A 25261-nucleotide genomic window follows, 5' to 3' on the forward strand; every position below is an offset into this window, starting at 1 on the left:
CCTCTGCCACCGGTGGCAGAGGCGTCCGCCATGCACCGCTGGAGAACCACTGGAGGACACTGCCTGGAACTCACGACTCAGCCAGGGCGCCGATCACGCCTCTTCACCGGTCGTGACCGCCCTGGCCGTCGTGCCCCTCCCCTGGCGAACCGACTCCGGCGCACTCCACGACACAACCCCACAGACACCGGGAACGGGCCGCCCACCGGATCTCTCCGGCGGGCGGCCCGGTTCCCGGTGTCCCGGGGCGTCTCAGCGGACGCGGCCCGGGTGGGGTCCTGCGAGGATCACTTGTCCTCGGCGGACTCCTCGGACTTCTTGGCCGCCGTGGACTTGGCCGACGTCGCCTTGGATGCGGCGGGCTTCTTGGCGGCCGTGGACTTCGACGCGGTGGTCTTCGTCGAGGCGGACTTCGACGCGGTGGTCTTGGAGGCGGCCGTCTTCGAGGTCGTGGACTTCGCGGCGGTCGTCTTCTTGGCGGCGGTCGAGGTGGTCGACTTCGCGGCGGCGCTCTTCTTGGCCGGAGCCTTCTTCGCCGGGGTCTTCTCCTCGCCCTCGGCGTCCTCCGCCGCAGCGGTGGACTTCGAGGCGGTGGACTTCGCGGCCGGGGCCTTCTTGGCGGGAGCCTTCTTCGCGGGGGCCTTCTTGGCCGGCGCCTTCTTCGCGGGAGCCTCCTCGGCGTCCTCGGCCTCGGCGTCACCCTCGGCATCGGCATCGGCATCGGCATCGGCATCGGCGGAGTCGGCCTTGGCCAGCCCCAGGTCGAGCACGTCGCCGGCGGTGTTCTTCACCGTGATGTCGGCGAGGGCCACGTCGAGGGCCTTGGAGCGCTGGGCCTCGGCGAAGACCTGCTCGAGCTGGCCGGACTGCGCCAGCATCGAGATGAGCTGGTTGGGGTCGATGCCGTACTGGGCGCCGAGCTGGCTCAGGTAGGACATGAGGTCCTCCTGCTCCACCTGGACCTCGCGGGTCTCGTTGAGCGCGTCGAGCACGAACTGCGCGCGGATGCCGGAGATCGTGTCCTCGCGGATCTCCTCGGCGTGCGGGTCGCCGGACTCCTTGCCCTCGTTCTCGAGGTGCTGGGCGATCTCGTCCTCGACGAGCTGATCCGGGACGGGCAGGTCGAGGTCCGCGACGAGCTTGTCGAGGAAGGCGTTGCGGGCCAGGGCCACACGGTTGCCCTCGGCGTCCTTCACGGCCTGGTCCTTGAGGTCGGCCTTGAGCTCGTCGATGGTGTCGAACTCGGAGGCCATCTCGGCGAACTCGTCGTCGGCCTCGGGCAGCTCGCGCACCTTCACGCTCTGGGCGGTGACGGTGATGTCGGCGTCCTCGCCGGCGCGGTCGCCGCCGGCGAGCTTCGAGGTGAAGGTCGTGGTCTCGCCGCCCGAGAGGCCGATGAGCGCCTCGTCCAGGCCGTCGAGCATGTTGCCCTCGCCGATGTGGTACGACACGCCCTCGACGGACTCGACCTCCTCGTCACCGACCTTCGCGGTCATGTCGAGGGAGACGAAGTCGCCGTCCTGCGCGGGACGGTCGACGCCCACGAGGGTGCCGAAGCGCTCGCGCAGAGCGTCCAGGCGCACCTGCACGGCGTCGTCGTCGACCGTGGGCTCCTCGATCTCGACGACCACGTCGGAGAGCTCGGGGAGGGTGAACTCGGGGCGCACGTCCTGCTCGACGGTGAAGTTGAGGTCACCGGCGTCGGTGCCGTCCAGGCCCGGGATCTCGGTGACCTCGACCTCGGGACGGCCCAGCGGGCGGATCTCCGACTCGGTCGCGGCCTTCTGGTAGAACTCCGGCAGAGCGTCGTTGACGGCCTCCTGCATGATCGCCGGGCGACCGAAGCGCTGCTCCACCAGGCGCGTGGGGACCTTGCCCTTGCGGAAGCCCGGGATCTGCACCTGATCGGCGATCTTCTTCGTTGCCGCCTCGACGGCCGGCTTCAGCTCGTCGAACGGCACAGCGACGGTGAGCTTCACCCGGGTCGGGCTGAGCTTCTCGGCTTCGGTCTTCACGTGCAGGTCTCCCTGAGGTCTATCGGTGATCTGGACTTGTCCGGTGGCGCCGCCCCGGTGACTCGGCACGGTGGCGACCCGGCCACGGGTCGGGGTGACAGGATTTGAACCTGCGGCATCCCGCCCCCAAAGCGGGTGCTCTACCAAGCTGAGCTACACCCCGGAGGGCAACCCACCAGATCCTACCTGGTCGCCCCTGCACGCTCCCGGCCGCGTCCGGCACCTGTGATGGGAGACATGCCTCCGCAGCCCGGGGCGAGGTGCACCGCGGCCCTGACCTCTGGTCTAATAGGAGCGGCCGCACACGATGCAGCGAACCTCCGACGAGCCGCTCGGCTCCCGGGGTGCCGATGTTCGAGAGCACCCGAAAAGGGTGCTGGGGAACAGCATCTGCGCTGGTCACGCGGGCGTAGCTTAATGGTAAAGCCTCAGTCTTCCAAACTGATGACGCGGGTTCGATTCCCGTCGCCCGCTCCAGCTCCACCACCCGCAGCCGCGGGACGTCGAAGAGCCCCGGACCGAACGGTCCGGGGCTCTTCGCATGTCGTCGCCCCGACGATCATCGGCTCGCTGCGGCCGTCGACGCCCGCGAGGCCCGTCGGGGAGGATCCCGTGGCGGAACCACCGGGTCCTCGGCGCGGAATCGTCCCGAGCACCGCTGCCGGTCACTCCGCCGCGAGCAGCGGGACCGCGGCCTCCGGCGTGTACGAGAGGAACGTGATCGACTCCTGGAAGTAGAGCGTCACGGTGTCCGCGTCGTGCGCGGAGTAGCCGATCGACACGTCCTGGCCGATGGTCAGCTCGAAGTCTCCGCCGCGGCGCGAGAGCAGCACGCCGCCCTCGATCGCGGGGGCCCACACGATCGGGCCGTCCAGCACGCGCCGGAGGTGCTCGATGATCGGGTAGCCGTGGTTGGTGGTCTCGTTGACCTCGCGGTAGGCGTCGGCGCTGAGGGCGAGCGCGTAGGGGCCGTCGATCGACTCCAGTCGCAGCGCGGTCATCGCCCGGGAGACCGCGTCAGGGTAGTCGCGCACGTCCTCGGGCAGATGATGCGCGAGCGACGTCGCCCCGGGGGTGATGCCGGTGATGTGCGCGGCGTCGAGGCCGTTGAAGATCGCGTGGTCCTCGGCGAGCGCGATGGTGCGGGCGGCGTCGACGACGGGATCCCAGTCAGGGTCCTGCGCGCCGCGGTCGACGTCGTCGATCGCCTCGCGGCTGATCGTGAAGGGGACCTTGAGCTCGGTGATCGGCTGGGACTCGCGCAGGCTCGCGCGCACGCCCTCGAGACCCAGGTCCACCCGGTGGCGGTGACCGGTGGTGACCGAGGCCAGGTCGAGACCGTGGGGTCCGCTCACATCGACCAGGCGACGGCCGGCGATGTTGCGGCGGAACGAGCGCTTCGCCTCGTCCTCGATGTCCTCCCACGCCGCCGCGGAGATCGGCGCGAGCTCGCGATGCAGGTTGTTCATGGCGTCTCCTTCGTCCCGGCGGGGCCGGGGTCGTGCGGGGCGGTGGCGTGCGGGGCGAGGTCGTGCGGGGCGGTCGGCTCGAGAGCCCCGATGCCCAGCGATCCTTCGGCGGGACCCGGAGAGGCAGGGGTCGCGGGGTCCGAGGACCTGGACGGACCGGAGGGGTCCGCGCCGGCATCCGCCCGGGGCTCGTCGCCCCCGTCGGCGCCCTCGTCCCCGTCGGCGCCCTCGCCCCCGTCGGCCCCGTCCTCCCGCGCGGGCGGGATGTCGTCGAGGAAGTCGAGGGCGGGGACGAAGAAGTGGGTGCCGGTGAGCGCGGTCGAGAAGTCCAGGAGCCGGTCGTGGTTCGTGCCCTCGGGATCCCCCAGGAACATGTTGCGCAGCATCTGCTCGGTGACGTCGAGGTCGCGCGAATAGCCGATGAAGTAGGTGCCGAACTCGTCGGCCGCGGCGCTCCCGAAGGGCATGTTGTCGCGCACGATCTTCAGCTGCGTGCCGTCCGCGTCCTCGATGACGGTGAGGGCGGTGTGGGAGTCGGCGGGCTTGGTCTCGTCGTCCATCTCGACGTTGTCCCACTTGTGGCGGCCGATGGCGTCGGCCTGGTGCTCGACGGCGAGCTGCTCCCAGCCGCCCATGTCGTGCACGTACTTCTGGACGGTCACGTAGCTGCCGCCGACGAAGTCGGGGTCCGCGTCCTCGTCGAGGAGCACGAACTGCTGCGCCTCGCGGCCCTCGGGGTTCTCGGTGCCGTCGACGAAGCCGATGACGTCGCGGGAGTCGAAGTAGCGGAACCCGTGGACCTCGTCCTGCACGGTCGTGAACGGCCGCAGCTGCCGCATGAGCTGGCCGGCGAGCTCGAAGCACATGTCCATGCGGTGCGCGCGGATGTGGAAGAGCAGGTCGCCGGGGGTCGACGGGGCGTCGTGGACCTTCCCGGACAGGGCGGGGAAGGTGCGCAGCCCATTCGGCGCGGGGCCGGAGAACAGGCGGGGCCAGGCGCGGGCGCCGATGCCCGCCACGCAGCCGAGGTCGGCCGCGATGATCCGCGAGCGCACGGTGCGCAGGGTTCCGGTGAAGCCGTCGAGGACCTCGCGCACGCCGTCCTCGCCGCCCTCGTCGATGGTCAGGACGAGGAAGATCGCCGACTCGGTGAGCGGCCGCAGGATCCTCTGCGGGATCGGTGCGCTCAGATCGTCCACGTGCTGTCTCCCCTGCTCGTCGACCGCGGGCCGAGGCATGCGCGCCCCGTCCGTCTCACAGGCTAGACCCTCGCCCGAGGGCCGCATGCAGGGTCGGCGAGAGCAGACCGACGTTCCCCGCCGCAGTGTCCGATTCCCGCTGGCGCCGCTGGTGCGCAGGGGGTTCACTGGGGGCATGGACGAGATGACGGACGACGAGCGCTTCGCCGCGATCCGGGCGCGGGATGCCCGCTTCGACGGCACGTTCTTCACGTGCGTCCGCTCGACGGGGATCTTCTGCCGCCCCTCGTGCCCGGCGCGCACCCCGGCGCGCGCGAACGTCGACTTCGCCCCGTCGGCCGCGGCGGCGGTCGAGGCGGGCTTCCGCGCCTGCAAGCGCTGCGGCCCGTCGGCCCCGCCCGGATCGCCGGACGAGGACCCCGCCGGCGATCTCGCGCGCCGCGCGCTGCGCCTCATCGACGGCGGCGCGCTCGACGACGGCTCGGTGCCGCAGCTCGCAGCGCGCCTCGCGGTCTCCGAGCGCACGCTGCACCGGGCGCTCAGCGCCCGCACCGGGGCGGGCGCCCTCGCCCATGCGCGCATGCGCCGTGCCCGGCGCGCCCACGACCTCGTCCTGGAGACGGATCTCCCGCTCTCGCGGGTCGCGTTCGCCGCTGGGTTCGGCAGCGAGCGCCAGCTCCACGACACGTTCACGACCGTGTTCGGCCACGCGCCCTCGACCGTCCGCGAGCACAGGGGGCGGGACAGGGCACGGGCCGACGGGCCGACGGGACCCGCGGCCGACGGCGCCGCCCATCTGCGGGCGCGCCTGGCGGTGCGCCTCCCCTTCGACGGGGACGGGCTCGCCCGCTGGTTCGCCGCGCGCGCCGTGCCCGGCGTCGACGAGGTCGTCACCGACGAGGTCGGGGAGAGTGCGGCCCCCGTCTGGCGATCCGCCGTGCGCCTCCCCCACGGCCCCGCCGTGCTCGAGGTCGCGCTGCCGTCGCTGCCGGGCACGGGCTCCTCGCCCGCGGGCGCCGACCCCTCCCCCGCGGGCGCCGGTCCCTCCGTCACGGGCACCGGGCCCGACCTCGCGAGCGCGGGCACGGCGCGTCTGCCGGCCACCATGCACCTGGCCGACGTGCGCGACTACGGCGCCGCGGTCGGCCTCGCGCGGCGACTGCTGGACCTGGACGCGGATCCGCTCGGCATCGACGAGGCGCTCCCGCGCTCCCTGCCGGCCCTCACACCGCTCGTCGCGGCCAGGCCCGGGGTGCGCCTGCCCGGACTGCCCTCGCTCGCCGACGCGCTGATGTGGGCGATCGTCGGGCAGCAGATCACCGCCGCCCAGGCCCGTGACCAGATCGCGCGCGCCACGGACCTCGCCGGCGAGGCCTTGCCGTCCTCGCTGCACGTGGGCGGCGTGCACCGCTTGGGCCCGACGCCCGCGGAGGCCGCCGCCCGCGCCGCGGACTGGTACCGCGGACCCGGTGCCCGCCGCCGTGCCCTGGTCGGCGCGCTCACCGAGACCCCCGACGCCGACGCCCTGGATCCCGCGCAGCTCCACGACGCCGTGCTCGCGCTGCCCGGCGTGGGCCCGTGGACCGCCGGGTACGCGCTGCTGCGCGGCACCCGCGGCAGCGACCTGGCTCCCCCACGGGACGTCGCCCTGCTCGCCGCCGCCCGCGACCTCGGCCTCGCCGACGACCTCGACGACCTTCCCACGTCCCTCGCACCCGCCGCCCCCTGGCGCTCGTACGCGAGCCTGCACCTGTGGCATCACGCCGCCTCCCTGCCACCCGTCCGCCGCACCCGAAGGACACGCACCTCATGAACCGCACGACCACCCGTTCCGCCGAAGCCTCCGCCTCGCACCCCGCGCGCCATCTCGCCGTCGAGACCCCCGTCGGCCGCTATCTGATCGCGGCCCGTCGCACGGCCGACGGCGACGCCGTCACCGGCGTCTGGCGCGAGGCCCAGGCGCACTTCCCGCGCGCCGAGCGCCTCGGCCCCCACGTGACCGGGAAGGATCCGCTGCTCGAGGAGGCCTCGCAGCAGCTGCTCGACTTCCTCGCGGGCACCCGCACCGTGTTCGACGTGCCCCTGCGCCTCGAGGGCACGGCCTTCCAGTGCAGCGTGTGGGAGCAGCTGCGCCGGATCCCCTTCGGCGACACCACCACGTACGGGTCCCTCGCCCGGCAGATCGGCTCGCCGCGCGCCGCGCAGGCGGTCGGCGCGGCCGTCGGCGCGAACCCGATCTCGATCCTCGTGCCCTGCCACCGGGTGGTCGCGGCCGACGGCTCCCTCACCGGCTACGCGGGAGGCATCGGCACGAAGGAGGCGCTGCTGCGCATCGAGGGCGTGCTCGGCGCCTGAGAGCCTCACATCGCGCCCTGCGCGGCCGGCCGTCGCCCGCGTGCGAGCATGTCCCCATGTCCACGCAGATGAGCTCGGCCAGCACCTCCGATTTCGCCTTCCCCGTCGCCGCCCGCTACGCCGGGATGGCCAGCTCGCCGCTCAAGGACATCTTCTCCCTCGCCGCCCGGCCCGACGTCGTCTCCTTCGCCGGGGGCATCCCCGATCCGTCCCTGTTCGCCCTCGAGGACATCGCCGAGTGCTACGACTGGGTGCTGCGCGAGCGTGGCACGCGCGCTCTGCAGTACGGGGTGAGCGAGGGCGAGGCGGAGCTGCGCGAGCAGGCCGCGCGCCGGCTCTCGCGCGAGCTGCCCACCGACGCCTCCCAGATCCGCGTCACCTCGGGTTCGCAGGAGGGGCTGTTCGTCGCCGCGGAGGCGCTCATCGAGCCGGGCGACGTGGTGCTCGTCGAGTCCCCCACCTACCTCGCCGCGGTGCAGGCCTTCGCCGTGCACGGGGCGCGCATGGTCGGGGTGGAGACGGACGACGGCGGCGTGCTGCCCGACGCGCTGGACGCCGCGATCCGCGCACACCACCCGCGCCTGGTCTACCTGATCCCCACCTTCCAGAACCCCACCGGGCGCTCGATGTCCGCCGAGCGCCGCGCACAGGTCGCGGACGTGCTGCGTCGCCACGACGTCCCCCTCATCGAGGACGACCCCTACGGCGAGCTGTCCTTCGACGGCGAGCGCTTCGCGCCGATCGCGTCCGAGCCCGGCATGTCCTCGCGCACCCTGCTCATGAAGTCGATGTCGAAGCTCATGAGCCCGGGGGTGCGCATCGGCTGGATCCGGGCCGAGGGCCCGATCCTGGACACCCTGGCCGTCGCGAAGGCCGCGATCTCCATGCAGTCCTCCGTGGTCGACCAGCTCACGGTGGCCCGCTACCTCGAGACCAAGGACCTCGACGCGCACGTCTCGAAGGTCATCGAGGTCTACCGCGAGCGACGGGACGCGATGGCCCGCGCCCTCACGGGCCGGCTCCCCGAGGGCGCGCACGTCACGCGCCCGCAGGGCGGCATGTTCCTGTGGGCCGCACTCGGCGAGGGCTGGGATGCGCAGGACCTGCTGGCCGACGCGGTCTCCGCGGGGGTCGCGTACCTGCCCGGCTGGTCGTTCTTCGCCGAGGACGCGGACCGCTCGACGATGCGCCTGAGCTTCGTCACCCACTCCCCCGAGGTGATCGCGGACGGCGTGGGCCGCCTGGGAGAGGTCATCGCCCGCCGCGGCTGAGCTCCTGGACGCGTCGTCGCGCATCGCTCGCGAGCAGCGCCCCGGCGACCGCCCACAGTCCGATCCCCCAGGCCCAGGACGCCCCGAGGGCGAGGAACAGCAGGCCCGCGGCGAGCAGCGCGAACAGGATCGCGTCGGCCTGCCAGGCGACGAGCGGGAGGATCGAGGCGTCGCCCTGCGGCGTCGGGATCGGGGTGGCGAGCGCGAGGGGCATCGGCCCCTTCGCGGCGTCGCGCGCCCGTCCGATGATCATCAGCGGCACGAGCGCCGGGGCGAGCACGACGGCGAGCGCGCCGACGGTGCCCGCTCCCGGTCCCGGGTCCGGCAGCACGAGGGCCCCGAGGCCGGAGCCGAGCACGCTGAGCAGGCCGATGACGAGCAGCGGCGCGAGGGAGTGCAGGAGGACCTGGGCGCCCACGCCCTGCGCGAGCAGGCGCGGCGCACCGAGGGACTCGACGCCGTGGCGCAGGCCGTCGACGAACACGCCGCTCGCGCTCCACAGCAGGAGCGCCCCGAGCACGAGCGCCGCGAACCCGAGCGGCCCCGTCAGCACCCGGGCGGCCACCAGGAGGATGCTCGCGGCGAGGACGCCGAGCACGCCGAGGACGAGCCGCTCCGGGGTGCGCACGAGCGCGACCAGATCACGCCGCAGGTAGAGGCCGATGAGTCCCGCGCTCCGCGCGCCCGCCCGCACGGCCGGCAGGCGGCGGCCCGCCGAGGGCCGCACCCGATAGGTGCCGGCGGCCGCCGCGAGGTCACCGCTGCGCGCGCTCGTGAGCGCCGACTCCCAGCGCGTGGCCTGCTCGAAAAGCACCGTGCCGCGCACGCGGTCGAGCGCGGGAACGCACAGGATCGCCACGAGCAGCCCGAGGACGAGGACGGCCAGCGCCGCGACCCACGGGACGCCCGCGCCCGCTCCCCCGACCGGATACGCGAGCGCGAGCAGGTGCCGGACCGGTGCGCCGCCGCGCACCGTCCCGAGCACCGCGCCGGCGCCCGCGAGGCCGAGCACGAGCGCGAGGACGCGGCGCCCTCCCCCGGGCAGGACCTGACCGGCGAGCCACGCGCCTTCGAGGAGCGCCGTCGTGCCGAGGCCCGCGATCCCCAGGGCGACGGCCCCGGCCGGGCTCGTCGCCCCTCCGAGCACGAGCACCCAGCCGATCACGCCGGCGAGCGCGAGCAGTCCGATCGCGAGCGCCGCGCCCGTGCGGGCGAAGGGCCGCACCAGGGCGGTGCGCCGCGGACGGTGCGAGGAGGCGAGGGTGACCACGAAGAACGGCGGCAGCACCGCCGGCCCGCGGCTCGCCCCGAGCAGGACGAGCAGTCCCGCCGCGAGGAGCAGCCCGGCGGTCACGAGGCCGCCCGCCGCGGGGGCGGAGATCACGGGGAGCACGTCGGGACGGGCGAGAAGCAGGCCGAGCTCGCGCAGCAGCGGCACGGCGATCACGAGGATCGTGATCACGACCAGGTACAGGAGATAGGCGAGGTCGAGGGCGCCGCGGGCGTTCGCCCGGGCCGCCCAGACCCGTGCGACGGCGTCCTTCGCGGCGCGGTCCTGCACGGCGAGATCCTGCTCGGCGGCGTTCTGCAGGGCCGGATCCCGCGCGGCCGGGTCGGCCATCAGCGCGCCCCGTCCGCGTCGCCGTCGTGCGCGCTCTCACCGGCGTCCGGGCCGTCGTCCTCCGCGTCGCCCGCGAGCTCCACGGTCTTCGTGGCGAGGGCCTCCGCGAGGCGGGGGCTGTGGGTCGCGACGACGATCGCGGCGCCGCCCTCCGCGCGCCGTGCGAGGGCGTCGATCACGCGCTCCAGGCGGTCGGGATCCAGGCGCTGCTCGGGCTCGTCGAGGGCGAGCACCCGGGAGGGTCGGGCGAGGGTGAGGGCGATCGCGACCAGCTGGGACTGCCCGCTCGAGAGCTCGTGCGGGTACCGGCGGGCGAGCGCGGCGATGCCGAGCTCCTCGAGCAGGGCGTCGGAGGCCTCGCCCGCGGCGCGCGGTCCGCTGCCCCAGGTGGCGGCGACGAAGCGCAGGTGCTCGGCGATGGTGAGGTCGCGCGCGGTCATGGGAGGGCCGATGAGGGCGGCGAGCGCGCGGCGGAACTCCCTGTCGCGGTCGTCGGGCGCCCTGCCCGCGATGCGCACCCTCCCTGTGGTCGGTGCGAGCAGGCCGGCGAGCACGCGCAGCAGGGTGGTCTTGCCCGCGCCGTTGGGGCCGCGCAGGGCGAGCACGCCGCGGGCGTCGACGGACCCGGTGGCGTCGTCGAGCATGAGCACGTCGTCCTGGAGAACGGCCACGTCCTCGAAGAGCACGAGCGGGGACGGCGAGGTGCTCGGGGTGCGCGGCATGCACCGATGGAACCTCATGGGGGCCGTCCCGCGCATCCGACGATCGTCGTCCGGTCTCAGCCCCGTCGCGGCTCGGGGGCGGGCGTGTGCCGCGGCAGCACCCGGGCGAGCCAGGCCCCGCCGCCGAGGCAGAGCACGCCGCTCGCGATCGCCGCGGCGGCCACCGGTGCCAGCAGGGTGATCACGGTGACCAGCAGCGGGGCGGTCAGCCGGCCCACGCCGATCATGGTGTTCCACCAGGCCAGGTACGTGGTGCGCCCGTGCACCGGGGAGACGTCGATGCCGAGCGTCATCACGATGCCCGAACCCAGTCCGTTGCCCAGCGAGATGAGCAGGCTCGGGATCAGCAGGGCGAGCACGGCGACGGAGCCGCCGGTCGTGCCCGCGCGCAGGGCGAGCACCCCCATGAGCACGAAGCCGGCGCCCATGATGAGCGAGCACGGCACGGCCACGGCGGCGCGGCCGAAGCGGTCCATGAGCACGCCGGCCGGCACCACGAGTGCGATGTCGAGGACGGCGGAGACGCCGAAGATGATGGAGATCGTGGTGGCGTCGACCCCGAGGACGGCGCCGAGCAGCGGGACGATCGTCGGCCGGTTCACGCGCGCCATCATCAGCGGGGTGATGCCCAGGCCGACCACGAGCATGCGGGCGAGCACCCCGCGGGTCAGGCGCGAGCGGGCGGCGCTGCGTCGGGGCGCATCCGCCCGGGCCGGAGCGCCCCGGGAGCGGCCGGCGGCCCCGCCCGCTGTCGCGTTCGCTCGCGGCGCCCGTCGGCCCTCGCCCGGCACCATGAACACCGCGACCATGATCGTCGCCGCCCCGCTGAGCACGGCGAACAGGGCGAAGACCCAGCTCTCGTGGCCCAGCGCCGTCACGCCCGCGCCGAGCAGCGGGCCGACGACCTGGCCGATGCGCATCATGCCGCCGAACAGGGTCATCCCCCGCGCGCGGACGGCCGCGGGCAGCGCCCCTCCGAGATAGGACTGGCGCCCGAGCGCCCACACCTGGGAGCTCGTGGCCATCACCACGAGCAGCACGACGAGCATGACGCGGTGGACGAGGGTCGGCCCCTCGGCGAGTCCGCGGCCGATGACCACGAGCGCCACGAGGTTGGTGACCACGAGCACCACGCCCGTGCCCACGAGCGCCCGCTGCGCGCCCACCCGGTCCATGAGCCGGCCCGAGGGGATGGGCCCCAGGACCGCGGCGATGCCGAAGACCAGCGTGATCGCGGCCGTCATCGGCACGGAGAACCCCAGCGCGAGCGCGAGCAGAGGGATCACGGGAAGCAGCGCGTTGCTGCCCGAGGCCTCGATGAGGGTGGGTGCGTACACCGGGCCGACGAGGGAGCGGATCACGGTGCGGGCGTCCCCTCCTCCGAGCCTCTCGGGGGCGGAGGAGGGGCGCGATGTCACGCCCTTACTCTCCCATCTGATCGTTCGCCAGGGCAAAGACCGTCCATCCGCGCGGGAGGCGCGGGAGGACGGGGCGGACGGGGAGGGCCCGGAGCGTCCGGGGGCGGGATACCCGCGGGTCACCTCCGGGATACCGTGGTCCCATGAGCAGCGCGCGCCCCGACCCCACCCCTGTCCACCCTCGGATCGCGGTGTTCGGGGCCGACGGGCTGCTCGGCGAGGCCGTCGCCCGCGACGCGCTGCTGCGCTCCCTCGAGGTGGTGAGCGCCGCCGAGGATCCCTCGCGACCCGCGCGCATCTCCCCCGCCCAGATGCTCGTGCGCATCGACCCGGGCGACCCGGTCGGCCTGCTCGACGCGCTCGAGGGCGCCGACGCCGTCGTCCTCGCCCTCGATCCCGACACCGCCGCGGCGGGCCGCTCCGCGGACGCGGGCCCCGGCGCGGACGATGTCGACCTGGTCATGAGCGTGATCCGCGGGATGCGCCGACGCCACGTCCCCCGGCTCGTCGCCTCGTCCTCGCTCGCCCTGCACGGCGATCCCGCGTCCCCGCGCGTGGACCGCTCGCTGCGCCGCGTGCTCGGGGAGCTCGGGCGCGAGCTGCGCGGGGCCGCGGACCAGACGGCGCGCGCCCGCGATCTGCGCCGCTGCGAGATGCTCGTGGCGGGCAGCGGCCTGGACTGGACGCTGCTGCGCGCCGGTCGGCTCACCGATCTTCTCGGCACGCGCTCGCCCCGCCTGGTGCGGGCCGACGGCGCGGCGGCCGATCCGCAGGACCCGCGCACCCGCGCGATCCCGCGCGAGGACCTCGCCCGGGCGCTCGTGGACCAGGCGCTCGTCGCGGGTGATCCGCGAGCCCGGGTGCGGGCGGTCGCCGTCGACTCCTGAGCCGGCCGCTGCTGAGCCGTACGCTCCGGAGCCGGCGGCGTCCGCTCAGACGGCGGCGGGGCTCGCCCCGCCGTAGGCGGCGGTGGTCGCGATCTCTCCCTGGCGGGCCTGGTCGGGATCGGTGCCCGCCGCGGTCGAGGCGGCGGCCCAGCGGATCGACCAGGCGCGCACGAATCCGCGGCCCTCGTCGCTCGCGAGCCACTGCGGGGTGGGGAGCGGGACGGGGCGGCCGCACATGTCCTCCCAGCCGCGGCTGAAGGCCGCGAGGCCGAGGAGGGCGAGGTCCCAGCCGACGGCGAGCGCGCCGGGCCCGAACTGCGCGAAGACGCCCGGGTCCATGGCGGTGGTGTGCACGAGCTCGAGGGAGGTCGAGCCGTCGTCCACGGGGTCCAGCCGCAGCAGCAGATCGTCCTGGCGCCCCTCGTACTCCCAGGTGAGGTGGAGGGCATGGGGCGCCTCGACCTCGAGCACGCGGCCGCTCGCGGCGGGCGCCCGGAAGCTGCCGCCCTCGCGGAGGTCCCCGGTGACCGGGCCGTACCACTGCACGAGCTGCGCGGGATCGGTGAGCAGGGGCCAGAGCCGCACGGGCGCCGGTGCGAGATTCGTCGAGAGGGTGGAGGTGACGCCGAACGCGTCCTCTCCGGGGACGATGTCGAGGGTCCTTCGGACCGCGTCGACGAGAGGGTCTGCCGCAGAAGCGGTCATCCGTGCTCCTTGCAGGGGAGAGGCTCGAGGGGTGTGGCGCTGCCGTGACGCAGGCGACCAGATCGTACGCCGGACGCGAGGCGACCCGCCAGGGTCCGGCACCCGGTGTGCACGACCCGCCGCGCGCACGTCACATCCTCGACATGCGGCGGCCCGTCCGCGGTCGACGGCGCGCGTGGATCTAGCATGGAGTGCGTGCATCCGAGCCCTACGCCCCAGAGCCCGCCGCCCGCCTCCTCCCCCGGCCGCTCCCCGCAGAGCCTCCCCGTCCATCTCTTCGATCTCGACGGCGTCATCACGCCCACGGCCGAGATCCACATGGCCGCATGGGACGAGATGTTCTCCGAGTTCCTCGCCTCGCGCGGCGTCGCCGAGCCGTACACCGACGCCGACTACTTCGCGCACGTCGACGGCCGCCCCCGCTACGACGGGGTGCGCGAGATGCTCGCCTCGCGGGGGATCACCCTGCCCGAGGGCGAGGCCGACGACCCCTCCGACCAGGCCGAGGGCGAGGAGACGATCCGGGGGTTGGGCAATCGCAAGAACGCCCGCGTGCTCGAGCTGATCCGCCGCGACGGCGTCGCCCCCTACCCCGGCACCGTCGCCTATCTCGATGCGCTGCCCGCCGCCGCGCGCCTCGCGGTGGTCTCGAGCTCGCGCAACGCCGAGGAGGTGCTCACCGGCGCCGGCCTGCGCGAGCGCTTCGAGATCGTGGTCGACGGGAACGTCGCCGAGCAGGAGGGGCTGCCGGGCAAGCCCGCCCCGGACACCTTCGTCCACGCCGCCCGCTCCCTGGGCGTCGAGCCGGGGAGCGCGGTCGTCTACGAGGACGCCGTCTCGGGCGTGCGGGCGGGCTCCGCGGGCGGCTTCGGGGCGGTCGTCGGCGTGGACCGCGGCGCCGGCCGCGAGGCCCTCGCCTCCGCCGGGGCCGACCTCGTGGTCGAGGACCTGGACCGACTCATCCCCAGCGAGGAGCGCGCATGAACCCCCGCGACGTGATCACCGGCGACCCCGTGGACCGCCAGCACCTGCCCGTGGACGAGTGGCGGCTCGTGGAGTCGCGTCCCGGCGGCGACCTCGGCCAGCTCGAGACCCTCTTCTCCGTCGCCAACGGCTACCTGGGCATGCGCGGCACCCCCGAGGAGGGGCGGCCGGTCCACGCCCACGGCACCTTCATCAACGGCTTCCACGAGACCTGGCAGATCAACCACGCCGAGTCCGCCTTCGGCTTCGCCCGCACCGGCCAGACCATCGTCAACGTGCCGGACTCGACCGTCATGAAGCTGTACGTGGACGACGAGCCGCTGCTCGTGGACACCGCGGAGCTCGAGACCTACGAGCGCGCGATCGACTTCCGCGAGGGCGTCCTGCGCCGCGACCTGATCTGGCGCACGCCCGCGGGCAAGCGCATCCGCGTGCGCACGAGCCGCATGATCTCCTTCACCCACCGCCATCTCGCGCAGATGACGATGGAGCTGGAGATGCTCGACGGCAGCGCGCCGGTCGCCGTCTCCTCGCAGGTCATCAACCGCCAGGACGGCAGCGACGACTTCGGCGTCCACGGCCGCACCGCGCAGAAGGACGACCCTCGCCGGACCACGACCTTCGACCACCGCGTGCTGATCCCCCACCAGGACTGGCACAGCGAGCGCCGGATGCTGCTGGGCTATCGCACCGCGGACTCCGACATGTCGCTCGCGATCGGCGCGGACCACAGCGTGTACTCGGACCTCGAGGTCGAGCAGCTGGTCTCCACCGAGCCCGACCAGGGCAAGCACGTCTTCCGCACCCAGATGGTGCCGGGCTCCACCCTGCGCATCACCAAGGCCGTCTCCTACCACTCCTCGGCGTTCCTTCCGGTGCGCGAGCTGTTCGACCGCTGCCGGCGCACCCTGGACCGGGTCCGCCAGGACGGCCTCGCGCACTTCGAGGCCGAGCAGCGCTCGTTCCTCGAGGACTTCTGGGGGCGCACCGACGTGCGCATCCCCGGCCACCCCGTCGAGCAGCAGGCCGTGCGCTGGTGCCTGTTCCAGCTCGCCCAGGCCACGGCCCGGGCCGACGGCCTGGGCGTGGGCGCGAAGGGCGTCACCGGCTCCGGCTACGAGGGCCACTACTTCTGGGACACCGACGTGTACGTCGTGCCGTTCCTGACGTTCACCTCGCCGCGCTGGGCGCGCAACGCGCTGCGCTTCCGCGTGGACCTGCTGGACAAGGCCCGCGAGCGGGCGCGCGAGCTCAACCAGCGCGGCGCCCTCTTCCCCTGGCGCACGATCAACGGCGACGAGGCCTCCGCGTACTACGCGGCGGGCACCGCGCAGTACCACATCGACGCGGACGTCGCCCATTCCCTCGCCCAGTACGCGGACGTCACCGGCGACCTCGAGTTCTACGACCGCGAGGGCATCGAGGTGCTCGCCGAAACCGCCCGCATGTGGGCGGACCTGGGCTTCTGGCGCAGCCACGGCGACGACCGCCACGAGTTCCACATCCACGGGGTGACCGGCCCGGACGAGTACACGACCGTGGTGAACAACAACATGTTCACCAACGTGATGGCGCGCTTCAACCTGCGCCGTGCGGCCGAGGCGGTGCGCTCCCTGCGCGAGCGCAACCCGGTCGAGTACGAGCACCTGGCCGCGAAGATCGATCTCGACGACGCCGAGCCCGCGCAGTGGGAGGCGTGCGCCGAGGGCATGCACGTCGGCCGCGACGAGGCCTTCGGCATCCATCCGCAGGACGACTCCTTCCTCGACAAGGAGGTCTGGGACCTCCCTGCCACCCCGCCGGAGGCGCTGCCGCTGCTGCTGCACTTCCATCCGCTGGTGATCTACCGCTTCCAGGTGCTCAAGCAGGCCGACGTGGTGCTCGCGCTGTTCCTGCGCGGCAGCGAGTTCACGCTCGAGGAGAAGCGCGCCGACTTCGAGTACTACGACCCGATCACCACCGGCGACTCGAGCCTGTCCTCGGTCGTGCAGTCGATCGTCGCCTCGGAGGTGGGCCACCACCGCGCGGCCCTCGACTACTTCCACGCAGGACTGTTCGCAGATCTCGCGAACCTGCACGGGAACACGGCCGACGGCGTCCACATCGCCTCCGCGGGCGGCGTCTGGAACGCGCTCGTGCACGGCTTCGGGGGCATGCGCCAGGACGACGGCGCCATCAGCTTCGACCCGCGTCTGCCCGTCTCCTGGCCCGAGCTCGTCTTCCCGCTCACCGTGCGCGGATCGCGCGTCAGCACGCGGGTGACCCAGAAGCGGATCGAGTTCACCCTCGAGGACGGCCCCGAGATCGAGGTCTCCGTGCGCGGGCAGAGCGTGCGGATCACGGCCGAGGGCGCGGGAGTCGACCTCGAGGACCAGGGCCCGCGGCTCGACGACACCGATCTCAGCGAGCCCGTGGGCCTCGGTGACCGGCGGGCCGACGGCTCGATCCTCACCTCCTCGGTCCCGGCGGACCCGGACTCCCCGTGGGAGTTCCCCGTGGTCACCGAGGATCCGGACGGCCGGCACGAGGAGCAGGAGGCGCGGGCATGAGCTCTCCCGCGCGGGCCCGGGGCGCGCACCCCGTCGGCCCGCGCCGGTGAGGGGCAGGGCGCGTCGGGAGGTCACGATCGACCGGCCGCGGCTGAGCATCTGGCACGTGCTGGACCGCGTGCGGATCCGCCTGATCGACATCCAGGTGTGGGACGTCGCCGGGACCATGACCTTCTACATGCTGCTCTCGGTGCTGCCGGCGGCGATCGCCATGATCTCCATGGTCTCCATGCTGGGCATCCAGGAGCGCACGGTCGACACCCTCGGCGACCTGGTCACCGAGGTGTTCCCGAGCGTCGATCCGAACCCCTACGAGCGCGCTCTGCTGGCGCTGTCCACGACGCGCGGCGGCGTGCTGGGACTGATCCTGGGCACGCTGGGCGCGCTGCTCTCTGCCTCCAACGGGATGGCCGCCTTCCATCGCGCCCTGCACCACGTCTACGACACCCGCGAGGGGCGGCCGTTCCTGTGGTTCCGCACGATCGTGTTCGGGGAGACCGTGCTGGCCGTGGTGATGGTGCTGATGATCGCGGGCGTGGTCACCGTGGGCGGCGAGGCCACCCAGCGCGTCGGCGAGCTCGTGGGCATCCCGCGCATCGCCTTCGACGTCTGGAACGTCGTGAAGTGGCCGATCCTGCTGGCGATCCTCATCGTCGCGGTCTCGCTGGCCTACTACCTGTTCCCCAACGTGAAGCTCCCGCGGTACCGGGTGATGACGGTCGGCTCGACCCTCTCGGTGCTGCTCCTGTTCGGCGCCGCCCAGCTGCTGGGGCGGCTCACCGGGGAGCTCACCCGGATCTCCGACCTGCTGCCCGCGCTGAACGGCGCGATCGGGATCCTGCTGCTGCTGTGGCTGGCGAACATCGTGATCGTCGCCGGCGCCGCCCTGGACGCCGAGCTGCTGCGCGCCCGCCAGATCGCCTCGGGGCTGCCGGCCTGGCACCACCTGGCCCTGGAGACCCACGCCTCCCACTCCCTCGAGTTCCTCGCCGGGGTCGCGGACCACAACGAGGAGGTGGGCCGGCGGGTCAGCGAGTCCGCGAACAGCGGGGAGCCGCTGCGCGCGCCCCGCAGCGTCGCGATCGTGGACGCCCGCAGCCCCTTCGCGATCAACCCTCCCCGCCGCAGCGCCGTGCACACGGGGCCCGAGCAGCCCGTGCCCGTGATCGCGCGCCCGGCGGCGCTCGCCCCGACGCCCGCCGAGCACACCCCGACGCGCCCGAGCGCGCCCTCCGCCTCAGGGGCCGCCTCAGGGTCCGCCACCGAGACCGCGCCCGCGCCCGCGGACGCATCCCAGCCCCCGTCCCCCGCCGATTCCCCCGCAGACCCTTCAGGAGACCGTCCGTGACCGTCCGCCCCATCACGATCCTCGGCCACCGCGCCCTCGAACGACCCACCCGACGGGTCCGCGAGGTCACCGAGGACATCCGCACCCTGGTCGCCGACATGTTCGAGACCAACGACGCGGCCGACGGCGCGGGCCTCGCCGCGACCCAGGTCGGGGCGCGCTGGCGGATCTTCGTCTACGCGTGCGAGGACGCCGCGGGCGTCGAGCGCCGCGGCGTGGTCGTCAACCCGCGTCTCGAGCGCTTCGGGAAGCTGGTGCTGGACGAGGAGTCGATCGAGGGCTGCCTGTCCGTCCCCGGACTGGGCTGGCCGACGGCCCGCTTCACGGGCGCCCGCGTCACCGGCATCGACCTGGAGGGGGAGCCGGTCGAGGTGAGCGACGAGGGCGGCGTCCTCGCGCGCTGCCTCCAGCACGAGACCGATCACCTCGACGGCACGCTCTACCTCGATCGCCTCTCCCCCACCGCCCGCCGTGAGGCGCTCGACGCCGTCACCGCGCGCGGCTGGCGCGCCCGCGGCCTGCTGACGTGGGATCCGCGACAGCTCGCGGCCGACGAGGTCTGATCCCCGCCCCGCACCGGCCCGCTGAGTATCCTGGCGGACATGGATCGCCGCCCCTGCCTCTCCCGTCGCCGCGCCCTGGGCGCGCTCGCCCTCGGCTCCTCCGCCACTGCCGGCCTCGCCGCGTGCGGACCGGATGACGAGGGCTTCGGCAATGCGGACCCGGTGCAGGCCTCCGACGATGCGGTCGCGCTCTCCGAGATCCCCGAGAACGCGACCACGCTCGTGAACTTCGGGGGCCAGGAGCCCTACGTCGCGATCGTGCGCGGCTCGGGCAGCGACGTCACGGCCCTGTCCGGCTACTGCACCCACCAGGGCTGCGCACTGGCCGTCGGCCACGACGGCGCCGAGCTCGACTGCCCCTGCCACGGGTCGCGCTTCGACGCCTCCTCCGGCGACGTGCTGCGCGGACCCGCCGCCGATCCGCTGCCGGAGGTCACCGTGGAGGTCGACGGCGACGACCTCAAGCGCGTCCGCTGAGCGCGATGGTGCCCGAGACCGCCTCGTCCGACCGTCCGCGCCGCGACGTCGTCTCCTTCGTGCGCCGCGGGACGCGGCTCTCCCGCAGCCGACAGGAGGCCTGGGACCGCCTCGCCGACGACTTCGTCCTGGACGTGCCCCGCGGCGAGCGCGACACGATCCCCGCTCCCGGTGCGCGCCTCGACCCCCGCGAGGTCTTCGGCCGCGACCTGGCCGGGACCGTCCCGCTCGTCGTCGAGATCGGCAGCGGCCAGGGCGAGAACATCGCCGCGGCGGCCGCCGCGCATCCGGAGCGCGACCACCTGGCGTTCGAGGTCTACCTGCCCGGCATCGCGCAGTCCCTGGATCGCATCGAGCGCGCGGGCTCGCCGGGCAACGTGCGCCTCGTCCCGCTGGACGCGCTGCACTCCCTGCCCACGCTGCTGCCCGCCGGGTCGATCCGGGAGCTCTGGATCTTCTTCCCCGATCCCTGGCACAAGTCCCGCCACCACAAGCGGCGCCTGGTCAACCCGCCCCTGCTGGACGCCGTGCTGCCCCTGATGGCCGAAGGCGGCGTGCTGCGCCTGGCGACGGACTGGGCCGAGTACGCCGTGCACATGCGCACGGTCCTCGACGCGGACCCGCGCCTGGGATCCCTGCACCCGGGGGGTCCGCGGCCCGCCGGCGAGCCCAGCGACACCGTGCCCGAGGAGACTCCGGAGCGGGGCTGGGCGCCGCGGTTCGGGGGCCGCGTGCTCACGAGCTTCGAGCGCAAGGCGCTCGACGCGGGCCGCCTGGTCTGGGATCTCGCGTACGAGGTCCGCGGATCGCGCCCGGAGCCGGGCTACCTGACCCGGAAGCGCCCGCGTCGGGCGCCTGAGCCCGCCCCGGGGACGCAGGACCGACCCCGTCGGCCCCTCCTCGCACCCTCGTCCCGCGCACGCAGCGCGGGCCCGATCCCGATCCCCCGCCGCCCGTCGGCCCGACCCCGGAAGACCTCACCATGAGCGAGCCCGACATCGACCTGCCCGGCGACTGGGAGCAGGACGGAGACGCGCGCCCGCCCCGCCGCCGCAGGCGACGCGCGCTGCTGATCATCCTGCTGATCCTGGTGGTGCTGATCGCCGTGGTCGGCGTCATCGCGGGCCGCTACCTTGCCTCGCTCAACGGCTCCTACGAGAAGCGCACCACGGTGAGCATCGACCGCGGCGCCTCCGACGGCGACCGGCCCGAGGACGCCGGCGGGGAGAACATCCTGCTGCTGGGCTCCGACAAGCGCAATGCGGAGGACGCCGCCGCCGAGCACGTCTCGGGGCAGCGCTCGGACGTGATGATGCTCGTGCACATCCCCGAGGACCACAGCGGCGCCTACGTGATGTCCTTCCCGCGCGACCTGTACGTGGACATCCCCGGCCACGGCAAGGACCGCATCAACGCGGCGCTCGCCTTCGGCGGGGTGCCGCTCGCGGTGAGCACCGTCGAGGACTTCACGGGCACCCGCATCGACCATGCGGCCCTCATCGACTTCGAGGGCATCCAGGGGCTGGTCGACGCGCTCGGCGGCGTCGACGTGCAGGTCAGCCAGGACTTCACGGCCGACGGCACCACCTTCACCCAGGGCTCGATGCACATGGACGGCGAGACCGCCCTGACCTTCGTGCGACAGCGCAAGGCGTTCTCCGACGGCGACTTCCAGCGCAACCGCAACCAGCAGGCGCTGCTGCAGGGCATCGTCTCCGAGCTGCTGAGCCGGGACACGCTGTCGAGCCCCTCGAAGATCTCCGAGACCGTCGACGTGATCTCCCCGTACCTCACCACGGACGACGACCTCACCGGCAGCGCCCTGGTGAGCCTGGGGCTCTCCATGCGCGGCATCCGCGGCGACGACATCCGCTACCTGGGCGTCCCGCACGGCGATCCGTACACCACCTCGGGCGGCGCGAGCGTCGTGGCCACCGAGGACGAGGACACCAAGGCCCTGCGCACCGCCCTGAAGGACGACACCATGGACGAGTACTTCGCCGACCACGAGGGCGAGTACTAGGAGCGAGCCGGGTGCCGGGGCGAGCACCGAGGTCGCGCAGGTACCATCGGACCGTCCCCGACATCGACCCCACACCGAGCAGGAGGCTCACGTGCCCAACCCATTGGTGAAGATCGCGATGACCGGTGCCTCGATCGCCGCCGGCATCGTCGGCCAGAAGGTGATCGCCGCGGTGTGGAACGCCGTCGTCGACGACGACGCCCCCACGAACAAGAACATCAAGCGCTCCGCCAAGGAGACGAAGGCCGCCCGCAAGGAGGCCAAGAAGTCCGGCGCCTCCAAGCAGGAGGTCAAGGCGATCACGGACCCCGAGAACGAGCGTCCCGCCTGGCAGATCATCGTGTGGACCCTGCTGACGGGGGTCGTCCTGCAGGCGATCCGTCAGGCCGCCCGCAACGGCACCGAGGTGGGGGCGCGCAAGATCACCGAGCGCCGCCCGCGCGCGAACCGCGGCTGAGCGGGTGCGCGGCTGATCTCCCCCGCGGCGCCGGGCGCCGCGGCCCGTGCCGCCGCGACCCGAGCCCCCGCGACCCGAGCCCCCGCGACATGCAGAACGGGGCCCGACCGGATCGGTCGGGGCCCCGTTCTGCATGCTGTGCGCCTCGTCGGCGCGCGCTCTCACTCCTCGTCGGGATCCCCCAGCGCGCCCCGCGAGTCGAGGGTGTCGCCGGTGACCAGGAAGCCCACACGGCGCACGAGCGAGACGGCGTGGTCCCCGATCCGCTCGTAGTAGCGGGCGAGCAGGGTCAGATTCATGACCTCGGCGCTCGAGTAGTCGTCGTTGCGGGCGATCGAGCGGTAGATCTCGGACTGCAGGGAGTCGAGCTCGTCGTCGTCCTTCTCGACCTGCGCGGCCAGCGCCAGATCGTTGTCGCTGATGACCTTCGCGCTCGAGGTCACGGCACCGAGGGCGAGCTCGCCCAGGCGCTGGAACTCCTCGCGATGGCGCTCGGGCACGCCCAGCTGCGGGTGGCTGCGGCGGGCGACGATCGCGATGTGCGCGGAGAGGTCGCCCATCCGCTCGATGGTCGAGCTCATCCGGAGTCCGGCGACCAGCAGCCGCAGGTCGCTCGCGACGGGTCCCTGCCGTGCGAGCAGCTCGATCATCTTCTCGTCGATCTGCATCTGATCGTCGTCGATGTGCGAATCGGCGGCAATCACCCTCTCCGCCAGGGCGAGATCCCCCTCGAGCAGCGCCGTCGAGGCGTCCGCAAGCCCCGACCGGACCAGGTCGAGCATCTCGACCAGATCCTCGACCAGGTGTCGCAGGTCGCTCCTGTAGGCCTCGCGCATGTGCCCCTCTTCTCCTCATGGCCGTGGTGGCCGTATCCCCGTCGTGGCCGTCCGGCCGTCGCGGCCGCCCCGGCGGTCGTGCCACCGGGACGCGTGCGTGCTGACGTCCGATGGTCGCAACCCTATGTGAACGCGAGGGCACGGCTTCGTGAACTCCTGCCGACCCGCCCGCCCCGACTCCTGCCGCGGTGATTCGGCGCCGTTCACCTGCCTCTACGATGGGGGCGTGCCTGCGTCCGTCCTCCTCGTCCTCGCCGGGGCCATCGGCCTCGTGATCGGCTGTGCGGCGACGCTGTCGCTCGTGCGCCAGGACCGGCCCTCGCAGACCCCCTCGCCCACGGGGACGGCGGTCGTCCCCCAGTCCGCCTCCGAGGTCCTCGCGATCCTCTCCACGGCATACGTGGTGCTCGATGCGGGCGGCGACGTGCTGCGGGTCTCGCCGCTGGCCTACTCGTACGGGATCGTGCGCGCGAGCAGCGGCGACTACCCGCGCCTGGCGAACCAGGAGCTCGTCGAGCTCGCGGCGGACGTGGCCCGCAACGGCGGCTACCGCGACGAGCGCCTCACGATCCGTCGGCAGGGCCCGGAGGACTCCGAGTCCGTGATCGACGTGCGGCTGGGGACCCTCGGCTCCCACGGCGTGCTGCTGCTCGCCGAGGACCGCACCCGCGCGGTGCGCGTCGAGGAGACCCGCCGCGACTTCGTCGCCAACGTCTCCCACGAGCTGAAGACGCCCGTCGGCGCGATCACGCTGCTGGCGGAGACGATGGAGGACGCCGCCGACGACCCCGAGGCCGTGCGCCGCTTCGCCCAGCGCATGCAGACCGAGTCCCAGCGCCTCTCCCACCTCGTGCAGGAGATCATCGAGCTCTCGCGCGTCCAGGGCGCCTCGGCGCTGCCCGACGCGAGCGCCGTGGACGTGGACGACGTGGTCGAGGAGGCGCTCAGCGCCAACCGCAACCTCGCCCTCGGCTCGGACATCGAGCTCAGCGGCGGCGCGTCCTCCGGCCTGCAGGTCTACGGCTCCACGACGATGCTCACCACGGCGCTGTCGAACCTGATCTCCAACGCGATCGCCTACTCGCCCGAGGGGACCCGCGTGGGCGTCTCGGTGCGCCGCGACAGCGGCATGGTCGAGATCGCCGTGAAGGACCAGGGCATCGGCATCTCCAAGGAGGACCTCGAGAGGGTCTTCGAGCGCTTCTTCCGCGTGGACCGCGCCCGCTCCCGCTCCACGGGCGGCACGGGCCTGGGCCTCGCGATCGTCAAGCACATCGCCACCGACCACGGGGGCGAGGTCACCGCCTGGTCGATGGAGGGCCAGGGGTCCACGTTCGTGCTGCGCATCCCCGAGATGGGGCGCACCGACGCGGTCACGGTGGGCCAGGGCGGCAGACCTGCGGCGGAGGAGTCCTGATCCTCCACGCCGCTCCGGACGTCGTCGGCCCCGCCGACGCGTCAGCCTCTGTATCATCCATCCAGCGCGGCGCCGCCGCACGAGAGAGAGGACGCCGATGACGCGGATCCTGATCGTCGAGGACGAGGAGTCGTTCTCCGACCCCCTCGCCTACTCCCTGCGCAAGGAGGGGTACGAGGTCGCCGTCGCCGGCACCGGCAACGAGGCGCTGCGGATCTTCTCGACCCACGGCGCGGACCTCGTCCTGCTGGACCTCATGCTCCCCGGCATCGGCGGCACCGAGGTGTGCCGCGAGATCCGCCGCACCTCGAGCGTCCCGGTCATCATGCTCACGGCCAAGGACGACGAGTTCGACAAGGTCCTCGGGCTCGAGCTCGGGGCCGACGACTACGTCACCAAGCCCTACTCCTCGCGCGAGCTTCTGGCCCGCATCAAGGCCGTGCTGCGCCGCGGCCAGGACACCGGCGAGGACGAGGAAGACGTGACCCTGCGCGCGGGCGGCATCGAGATGGATGTCGAGCGCCATGTGGTGACGGTGCGCGGCGAGGACGTCTCGCTGCCCCTCAAGGAGTTCGAGCTGCTCGAGCTGCTGCTGCGCAACGTGGACCGCGTGCTCACCCGCGGACAGCTCATCGACCGGGTGTGGGGCGCGAACTACGTGGGCGACACGAAGACCCTCGACGTCCACGTCAAGCGCCTGCGCGCGAAGATCGAGCCCGACCCGAAGAACCCCGTGCACCTGGTGACGGTGCGGGGCCTGGGCTACAAGTTCGAGGCCCTCGAGCGCTGAGCCCCGGAGCGCTCAGCGAGCCTCCCCCGCACATGGATCGGGGCGGCCCCCCCGGGGGGGGGGGCCCCCAACAACAGTGGGGCGGGGGGGGGGGGGCGCGGGGCGGGGGCGCCCCCGCCCGCGCCCCCGCCCCCCGCCCAGGGGCCCCCCCCCGC

The 25261-nt window shown here is 73.4% G+C and carries 22 protein-coding genes and 2 tRNA genes; 15 read left to right on the forward strand and 9 right to left on the reverse strand.

The window, feature by feature from the left end; all coding sequences use genetic code 11:
* Window positions 1–287: 287 nt before the first annotated feature.
* Entirely contained in the window at window positions 288–2015 is a 1728-nt protein-coding gene (tig, locus tag ACFQ53_RS16055) for a trigger factor (protein ID WP_377861444.1), read from the reverse strand.
* An 89-nt stretch (window positions 2016–2104) separates the two neighbouring features.
* Window positions 2105–2178, reverse strand: a tRNA-Pro gene (locus tag ACFQ53_RS16060).
* 240 nt (window positions 2179–2418) lie between these two features.
* Between ACFQ53_RS16060 and ACFQ53_RS16065 the strand changes: the two genes are divergently transcribed.
* Window positions 2419–2492: transfer RNA gene (locus tag ACFQ53_RS16065), tRNA-Gly, on the forward strand.
* 188 nt (window positions 2493–2680) lie between these two features.
* Here the strand turns inward: ACFQ53_RS16065 and ACFQ53_RS16070 are convergent.
* Complete coding sequence (locus tag ACFQ53_RS16070; protein WP_249480801.1) at window positions 2681–3484, reverse strand: family 1 encapsulin nanocompartment shell protein; 804 nt, start codon at window positions 3482–3484, stop codon at window positions 2681–2683.
* The gene (locus ACFQ53_RS16075; protein WP_377861448.1) at window positions 3481–4683 is read right to left on the reverse strand and encodes a Dyp-type peroxidase; all 1203 of its coding nucleotides are present in this window, start codon (window positions 4681–4683) and stop codon (window positions 3481–3483) included. The genes ACFQ53_RS16070 and ACFQ53_RS16075 overlap by 4 nt, the downstream gene beginning before the upstream one ends.
* Before the next feature lie 175 nt (window positions 4684–4858).
* On the opposite strand from ACFQ53_RS16075, the gene ACFQ53_RS16080 reads away from it, so the two are divergent.
* Genes ACFQ53_RS16080 through ACFQ53_RS16090 form a run of 3 tightly spaced genes read left to right on the forward strand, consistent with a single transcriptional unit; the run spans window position 4859 to window position 8309 of the window.
* Window positions 4859–6496, forward strand: a complete 1638-nt coding sequence (locus ACFQ53_RS16080) for an Ada metal-binding domain-containing protein (protein ID WP_377861450.1) — start codon at window positions 4859–4861, stop codon at window positions 6494–6496.
* The gene (locus ACFQ53_RS16085; RefSeq protein ID WP_377861452.1) at window positions 6493–7038 is read left to right on the forward strand and encodes a methylated-DNA--[protein]-cysteine S-methyltransferase; all 546 of its coding nucleotides are present in this window, start codon (window positions 6493–6495) and stop codon (window positions 7036–7038) included. The genes ACFQ53_RS16080 and ACFQ53_RS16085 overlap by 4 nt, the downstream gene beginning before the upstream one ends.
* 56 nt (window positions 7039–7094) lie before the next feature.
* Complete coding sequence (locus ACFQ53_RS16090) at window positions 7095–8309, forward strand: PLP-dependent aminotransferase family protein (protein WP_377861455.1); 1215 nt, start codon at window positions 7095–7097, stop codon at window positions 8307–8309.
* Here the strand turns inward: ACFQ53_RS16090 and ACFQ53_RS16095 are convergent.
* From ACFQ53_RS16095 to ACFQ53_RS16105, 3 genes are read right to left on the reverse strand one after another with little or no spacing between them, the layout of a single operon-like run.
* Complete coding sequence (locus ACFQ53_RS16095) at window positions 8290–9930, reverse strand: hypothetical protein (RefSeq protein ID WP_377861458.1); 1641 nt, start codon at window positions 9928–9930, stop codon at window positions 8290–8292. The genes ACFQ53_RS16090 and ACFQ53_RS16095 overlap by 20 nt on opposite strands.
* The gene (locus ACFQ53_RS16100) at window positions 9930–10652 is read right to left on the reverse strand and encodes an ATP-binding cassette domain-containing protein (protein WP_377861462.1); all 723 of its coding nucleotides are present in this window, start codon (window positions 10650–10652) and stop codon (window positions 9930–9932) included. The genes ACFQ53_RS16095 and ACFQ53_RS16100 overlap by 1 nt, the downstream gene beginning before the upstream one ends.
* 56 nt (window positions 10653–10708) lie before the next feature.
* Complete coding sequence (locus tag ACFQ53_RS16105) at window positions 10709–12070, reverse strand: MFS transporter (RefSeq protein ID WP_377861465.1); 1362 nt, start codon at window positions 12068–12070, stop codon at window positions 10709–10711.
* A 143-nt stretch (window positions 12071–12213) separates the two neighbouring features.
* On the opposite strand from ACFQ53_RS16105, the gene ACFQ53_RS16110 reads away from it, so the two are divergent.
* Entirely contained in the window at window positions 12214–12957 is a 744-nt protein-coding gene (locus ACFQ53_RS16110; protein ID WP_377861468.1) for an NAD(P)-dependent oxidoreductase, read from the forward strand.
* 45 nt (window positions 12958–13002) lie between these two features.
* Here the strand turns inward: ACFQ53_RS16110 and ACFQ53_RS16115 are convergent, their stop codons facing one another.
* Entirely contained in the window at window positions 13003–13662 is a 660-nt protein-coding gene (locus ACFQ53_RS16115) for an SRPBCC domain-containing protein (RefSeq protein WP_377861470.1), read from the reverse strand.
* A gap of 195 nt (window positions 13663–13857) precedes the next feature.
* Between ACFQ53_RS16115 and ACFQ53_RS16120 the strand changes: the two genes are divergently transcribed.
* From ACFQ53_RS16120 to ACFQ53_RS16155, 8 genes are all read left to right on the forward strand, one after another.
* Window positions 13858–14646, forward strand: coding sequence for an HAD family hydrolase (locus tag ACFQ53_RS16120; RefSeq protein ID WP_377861473.1), 789 nt, complete (start codon window positions 13858–13860; stop codon window positions 14644–14646).
* Window positions 14643–17195, forward strand: a complete 2553-nt coding sequence (locus ACFQ53_RS16125) for a glycoside hydrolase family 65 protein (protein WP_377861476.1) — start codon at window positions 14643–14645, stop codon at window positions 17193–17195. Before ACFQ53_RS16120 ends, ACFQ53_RS16125 begins: the two co-directional genes overlap by 4 nt.
* A 106-nt stretch (window positions 17196–17301) precedes the next feature.
* On the forward strand, window positions 17302–18543 hold the full coding sequence (locus ACFQ53_RS16130; RefSeq protein ID WP_377861479.1) for a YhjD/YihY/BrkB family envelope integrity protein: 1242 nt from the start codon (window positions 17302–17304) through the stop codon (window positions 18541–18543).
* The gene (gene def, locus ACFQ53_RS16135) at window positions 18540–19106 is read left to right on the forward strand and encodes a peptide deformylase (RefSeq protein ID WP_249480813.1); all 567 of its coding nucleotides are present in this window, start codon (window positions 18540–18542) and stop codon (window positions 19104–19106) included. The genes ACFQ53_RS16130 and def overlap by 4 nt, the downstream gene beginning before the upstream one ends.
* A 39-nt stretch (window positions 19107–19145) precedes the next feature.
* Window positions 19146–19583 carry a ubiquinol-cytochrome c reductase iron-sulfur subunit gene (locus ACFQ53_RS16140; RefSeq protein WP_249480814.1) on the forward strand — a complete coding sequence of 146 codons (438 nt, stop codon included), beginning with the start codon at window positions 19146–19148 and terminating at the stop codon, window positions 19581–19583.
* Window positions 19584–19588: 5 nt separating this feature from the next.
* Window positions 19589–20569, forward strand: a complete 981-nt coding sequence (gene trmB / locus ACFQ53_RS16145; RefSeq protein WP_377861484.1) for a tRNA (guanosine(46)-N7)-methyltransferase TrmB — start codon at window positions 19589–19591, stop codon at window positions 20567–20569.
* Entirely contained in the window at window positions 20566–21606 is a 1041-nt protein-coding gene (locus ACFQ53_RS16150) for an LCP family protein (protein ID WP_377861487.1), read from the forward strand. The genes trmB and ACFQ53_RS16150 overlap by 4 nt, the downstream gene beginning before the upstream one ends.
* A 91-nt stretch (window positions 21607–21697) precedes the next feature.
* Window positions 21698–22063, forward strand: a complete 366-nt coding sequence (locus ACFQ53_RS16155) for a DUF4235 domain-containing protein (protein ID WP_377861489.1) — start codon at window positions 21698–21700, stop codon at window positions 22061–22063.
* A 161-nt stretch (window positions 22064–22224) separates the two neighbouring features.
* Here ACFQ53_RS16155 and phoU read toward each other — a convergent pair whose 3' ends face one another.
* On the reverse strand, window positions 22225–22899 hold the full coding sequence (gene phoU / locus ACFQ53_RS16160) for a phosphate signaling complex protein PhoU (RefSeq protein ID WP_377861492.1): 675 nt from the start codon (window positions 22897–22899) through the stop codon (window positions 22225–22227).
* A 226-nt stretch (window positions 22900–23125) separates the two neighbouring features.
* On the opposite strand from phoU, the gene ACFQ53_RS16165 reads away from it, so the two are divergent.
* Together ACFQ53_RS16165 and ACFQ53_RS16170 are read left to right on the forward strand one after the other, a co-directional pair.
* Window positions 23126–24316, forward strand: a complete 1191-nt coding sequence (locus ACFQ53_RS16165; protein ID WP_377861495.1) for a sensor histidine kinase — start codon at window positions 23126–23128, stop codon at window positions 24314–24316.
* A gap of 97 nt (window positions 24317–24413) precedes the next feature.
* Entirely contained in the window at window positions 24414–25106 is a 693-nt protein-coding gene (locus tag ACFQ53_RS16170) for a response regulator transcription factor (protein ID WP_200503201.1), read from the forward strand.
* Window positions 25107–25261 lie beyond the last annotated feature (155 nt).

It is taken from the genome of Brachybacterium sp. NPDC056505, from assembly GCF_042794925.1.
GTDB lineage: Bacteria > Actinomycetota > Actinomycetes > Actinomycetales > Dermabacteraceae > Brachybacterium > Brachybacterium kimchii.

Excerpts from the sequence above, each read along its gene's own strand:
- phoU (WP_377861492.1), bottom strand. The coding sequence starts at position 22,899 with ATGCGCGAGGCCTACAGGAGCGACCTGCGACACCTGGTCGAGGATCTG.
- ACFQ53_RS16080 (WP_377861450.1), top strand. The coding sequence starts at position 4,859 with ATGGACGAGATGACGGACGACGAGCGCTTCGCCGCGATCCGGGCGCGG.
- ACFQ53_RS16170 (WP_200503201.1), top strand. The coding sequence starts at position 24,414 with ATGACGCGGATCCTGATCGTCGAGGACGAGGAGTCGTTCTCCGACCCC.
- ACFQ53_RS16125 (WP_377861476.1), top strand. The coding sequence starts at position 14,643 with ATGAACCCCCGCGACGTGATCACCGGCGACCCCGTGGACCGCCAGCAC.
- ACFQ53_RS16095 (WP_377861458.1), bottom strand. The coding sequence starts at position 9,930 with ATGGCCGACCCGGCCGCGCGGGATCCGGCCCTGCAGAACGCCGCCGAG.
- ACFQ53_RS16085 (WP_377861452.1), top strand. The coding sequence starts at position 6,493 with ATGAACCGCACGACCACCCGTTCCGCCGAAGCCTCCGCCTCGCACCCC.
- ACFQ53_RS16110 (WP_377861468.1), top strand. The coding sequence starts at position 12,214 with ATGAGCAGCGCGCGCCCCGACCCCACCCCTGTCCACCCTCGGATCGCG.
- ACFQ53_RS16100 (WP_377861462.1), bottom strand. The coding sequence starts at position 10,652 with ATGCCGCGCACCCCGAGCACCTCGCCGTCCCCGCTCGTGCTCTTCGAG.
- trmB (WP_377861484.1), top strand. The coding sequence starts at position 19,589 with ATGGTGCCCGAGACCGCCTCGTCCGACCGTCCGCGCCGCGACGTCGTC.
- ACFQ53_RS16070 (WP_249480801.1), bottom strand. The coding sequence starts at position 3,484 with ATGAACAACCTGCATCGCGAGCTCGCGCCGATCTCCGCGGCGGCGTGG.
- ACFQ53_RS16150 (WP_377861487.1), top strand. The coding sequence starts at position 20,566 with ATGAGCGAGCCCGACATCGACCTGCCCGGCGACTGGGAGCAGGACGGA.
- ACFQ53_RS16115 (WP_377861470.1), bottom strand. The coding sequence starts at position 13,662 with ATGACCGCTTCTGCGGCAGACCCTCTCGTCGACGCGGTCCGAAGGACC.
- ACFQ53_RS16140 (WP_249480814.1), top strand. The coding sequence starts at position 19,146 with ATGGATCGCCGCCCCTGCCTCTCCCGTCGCCGCGCCCTGGGCGCGCTC.
- ACFQ53_RS16090 (WP_377861455.1), top strand. The coding sequence starts at position 7,095 with ATGTCCACGCAGATGAGCTCGGCCAGCACCTCCGATTTCGCCTTCCCC.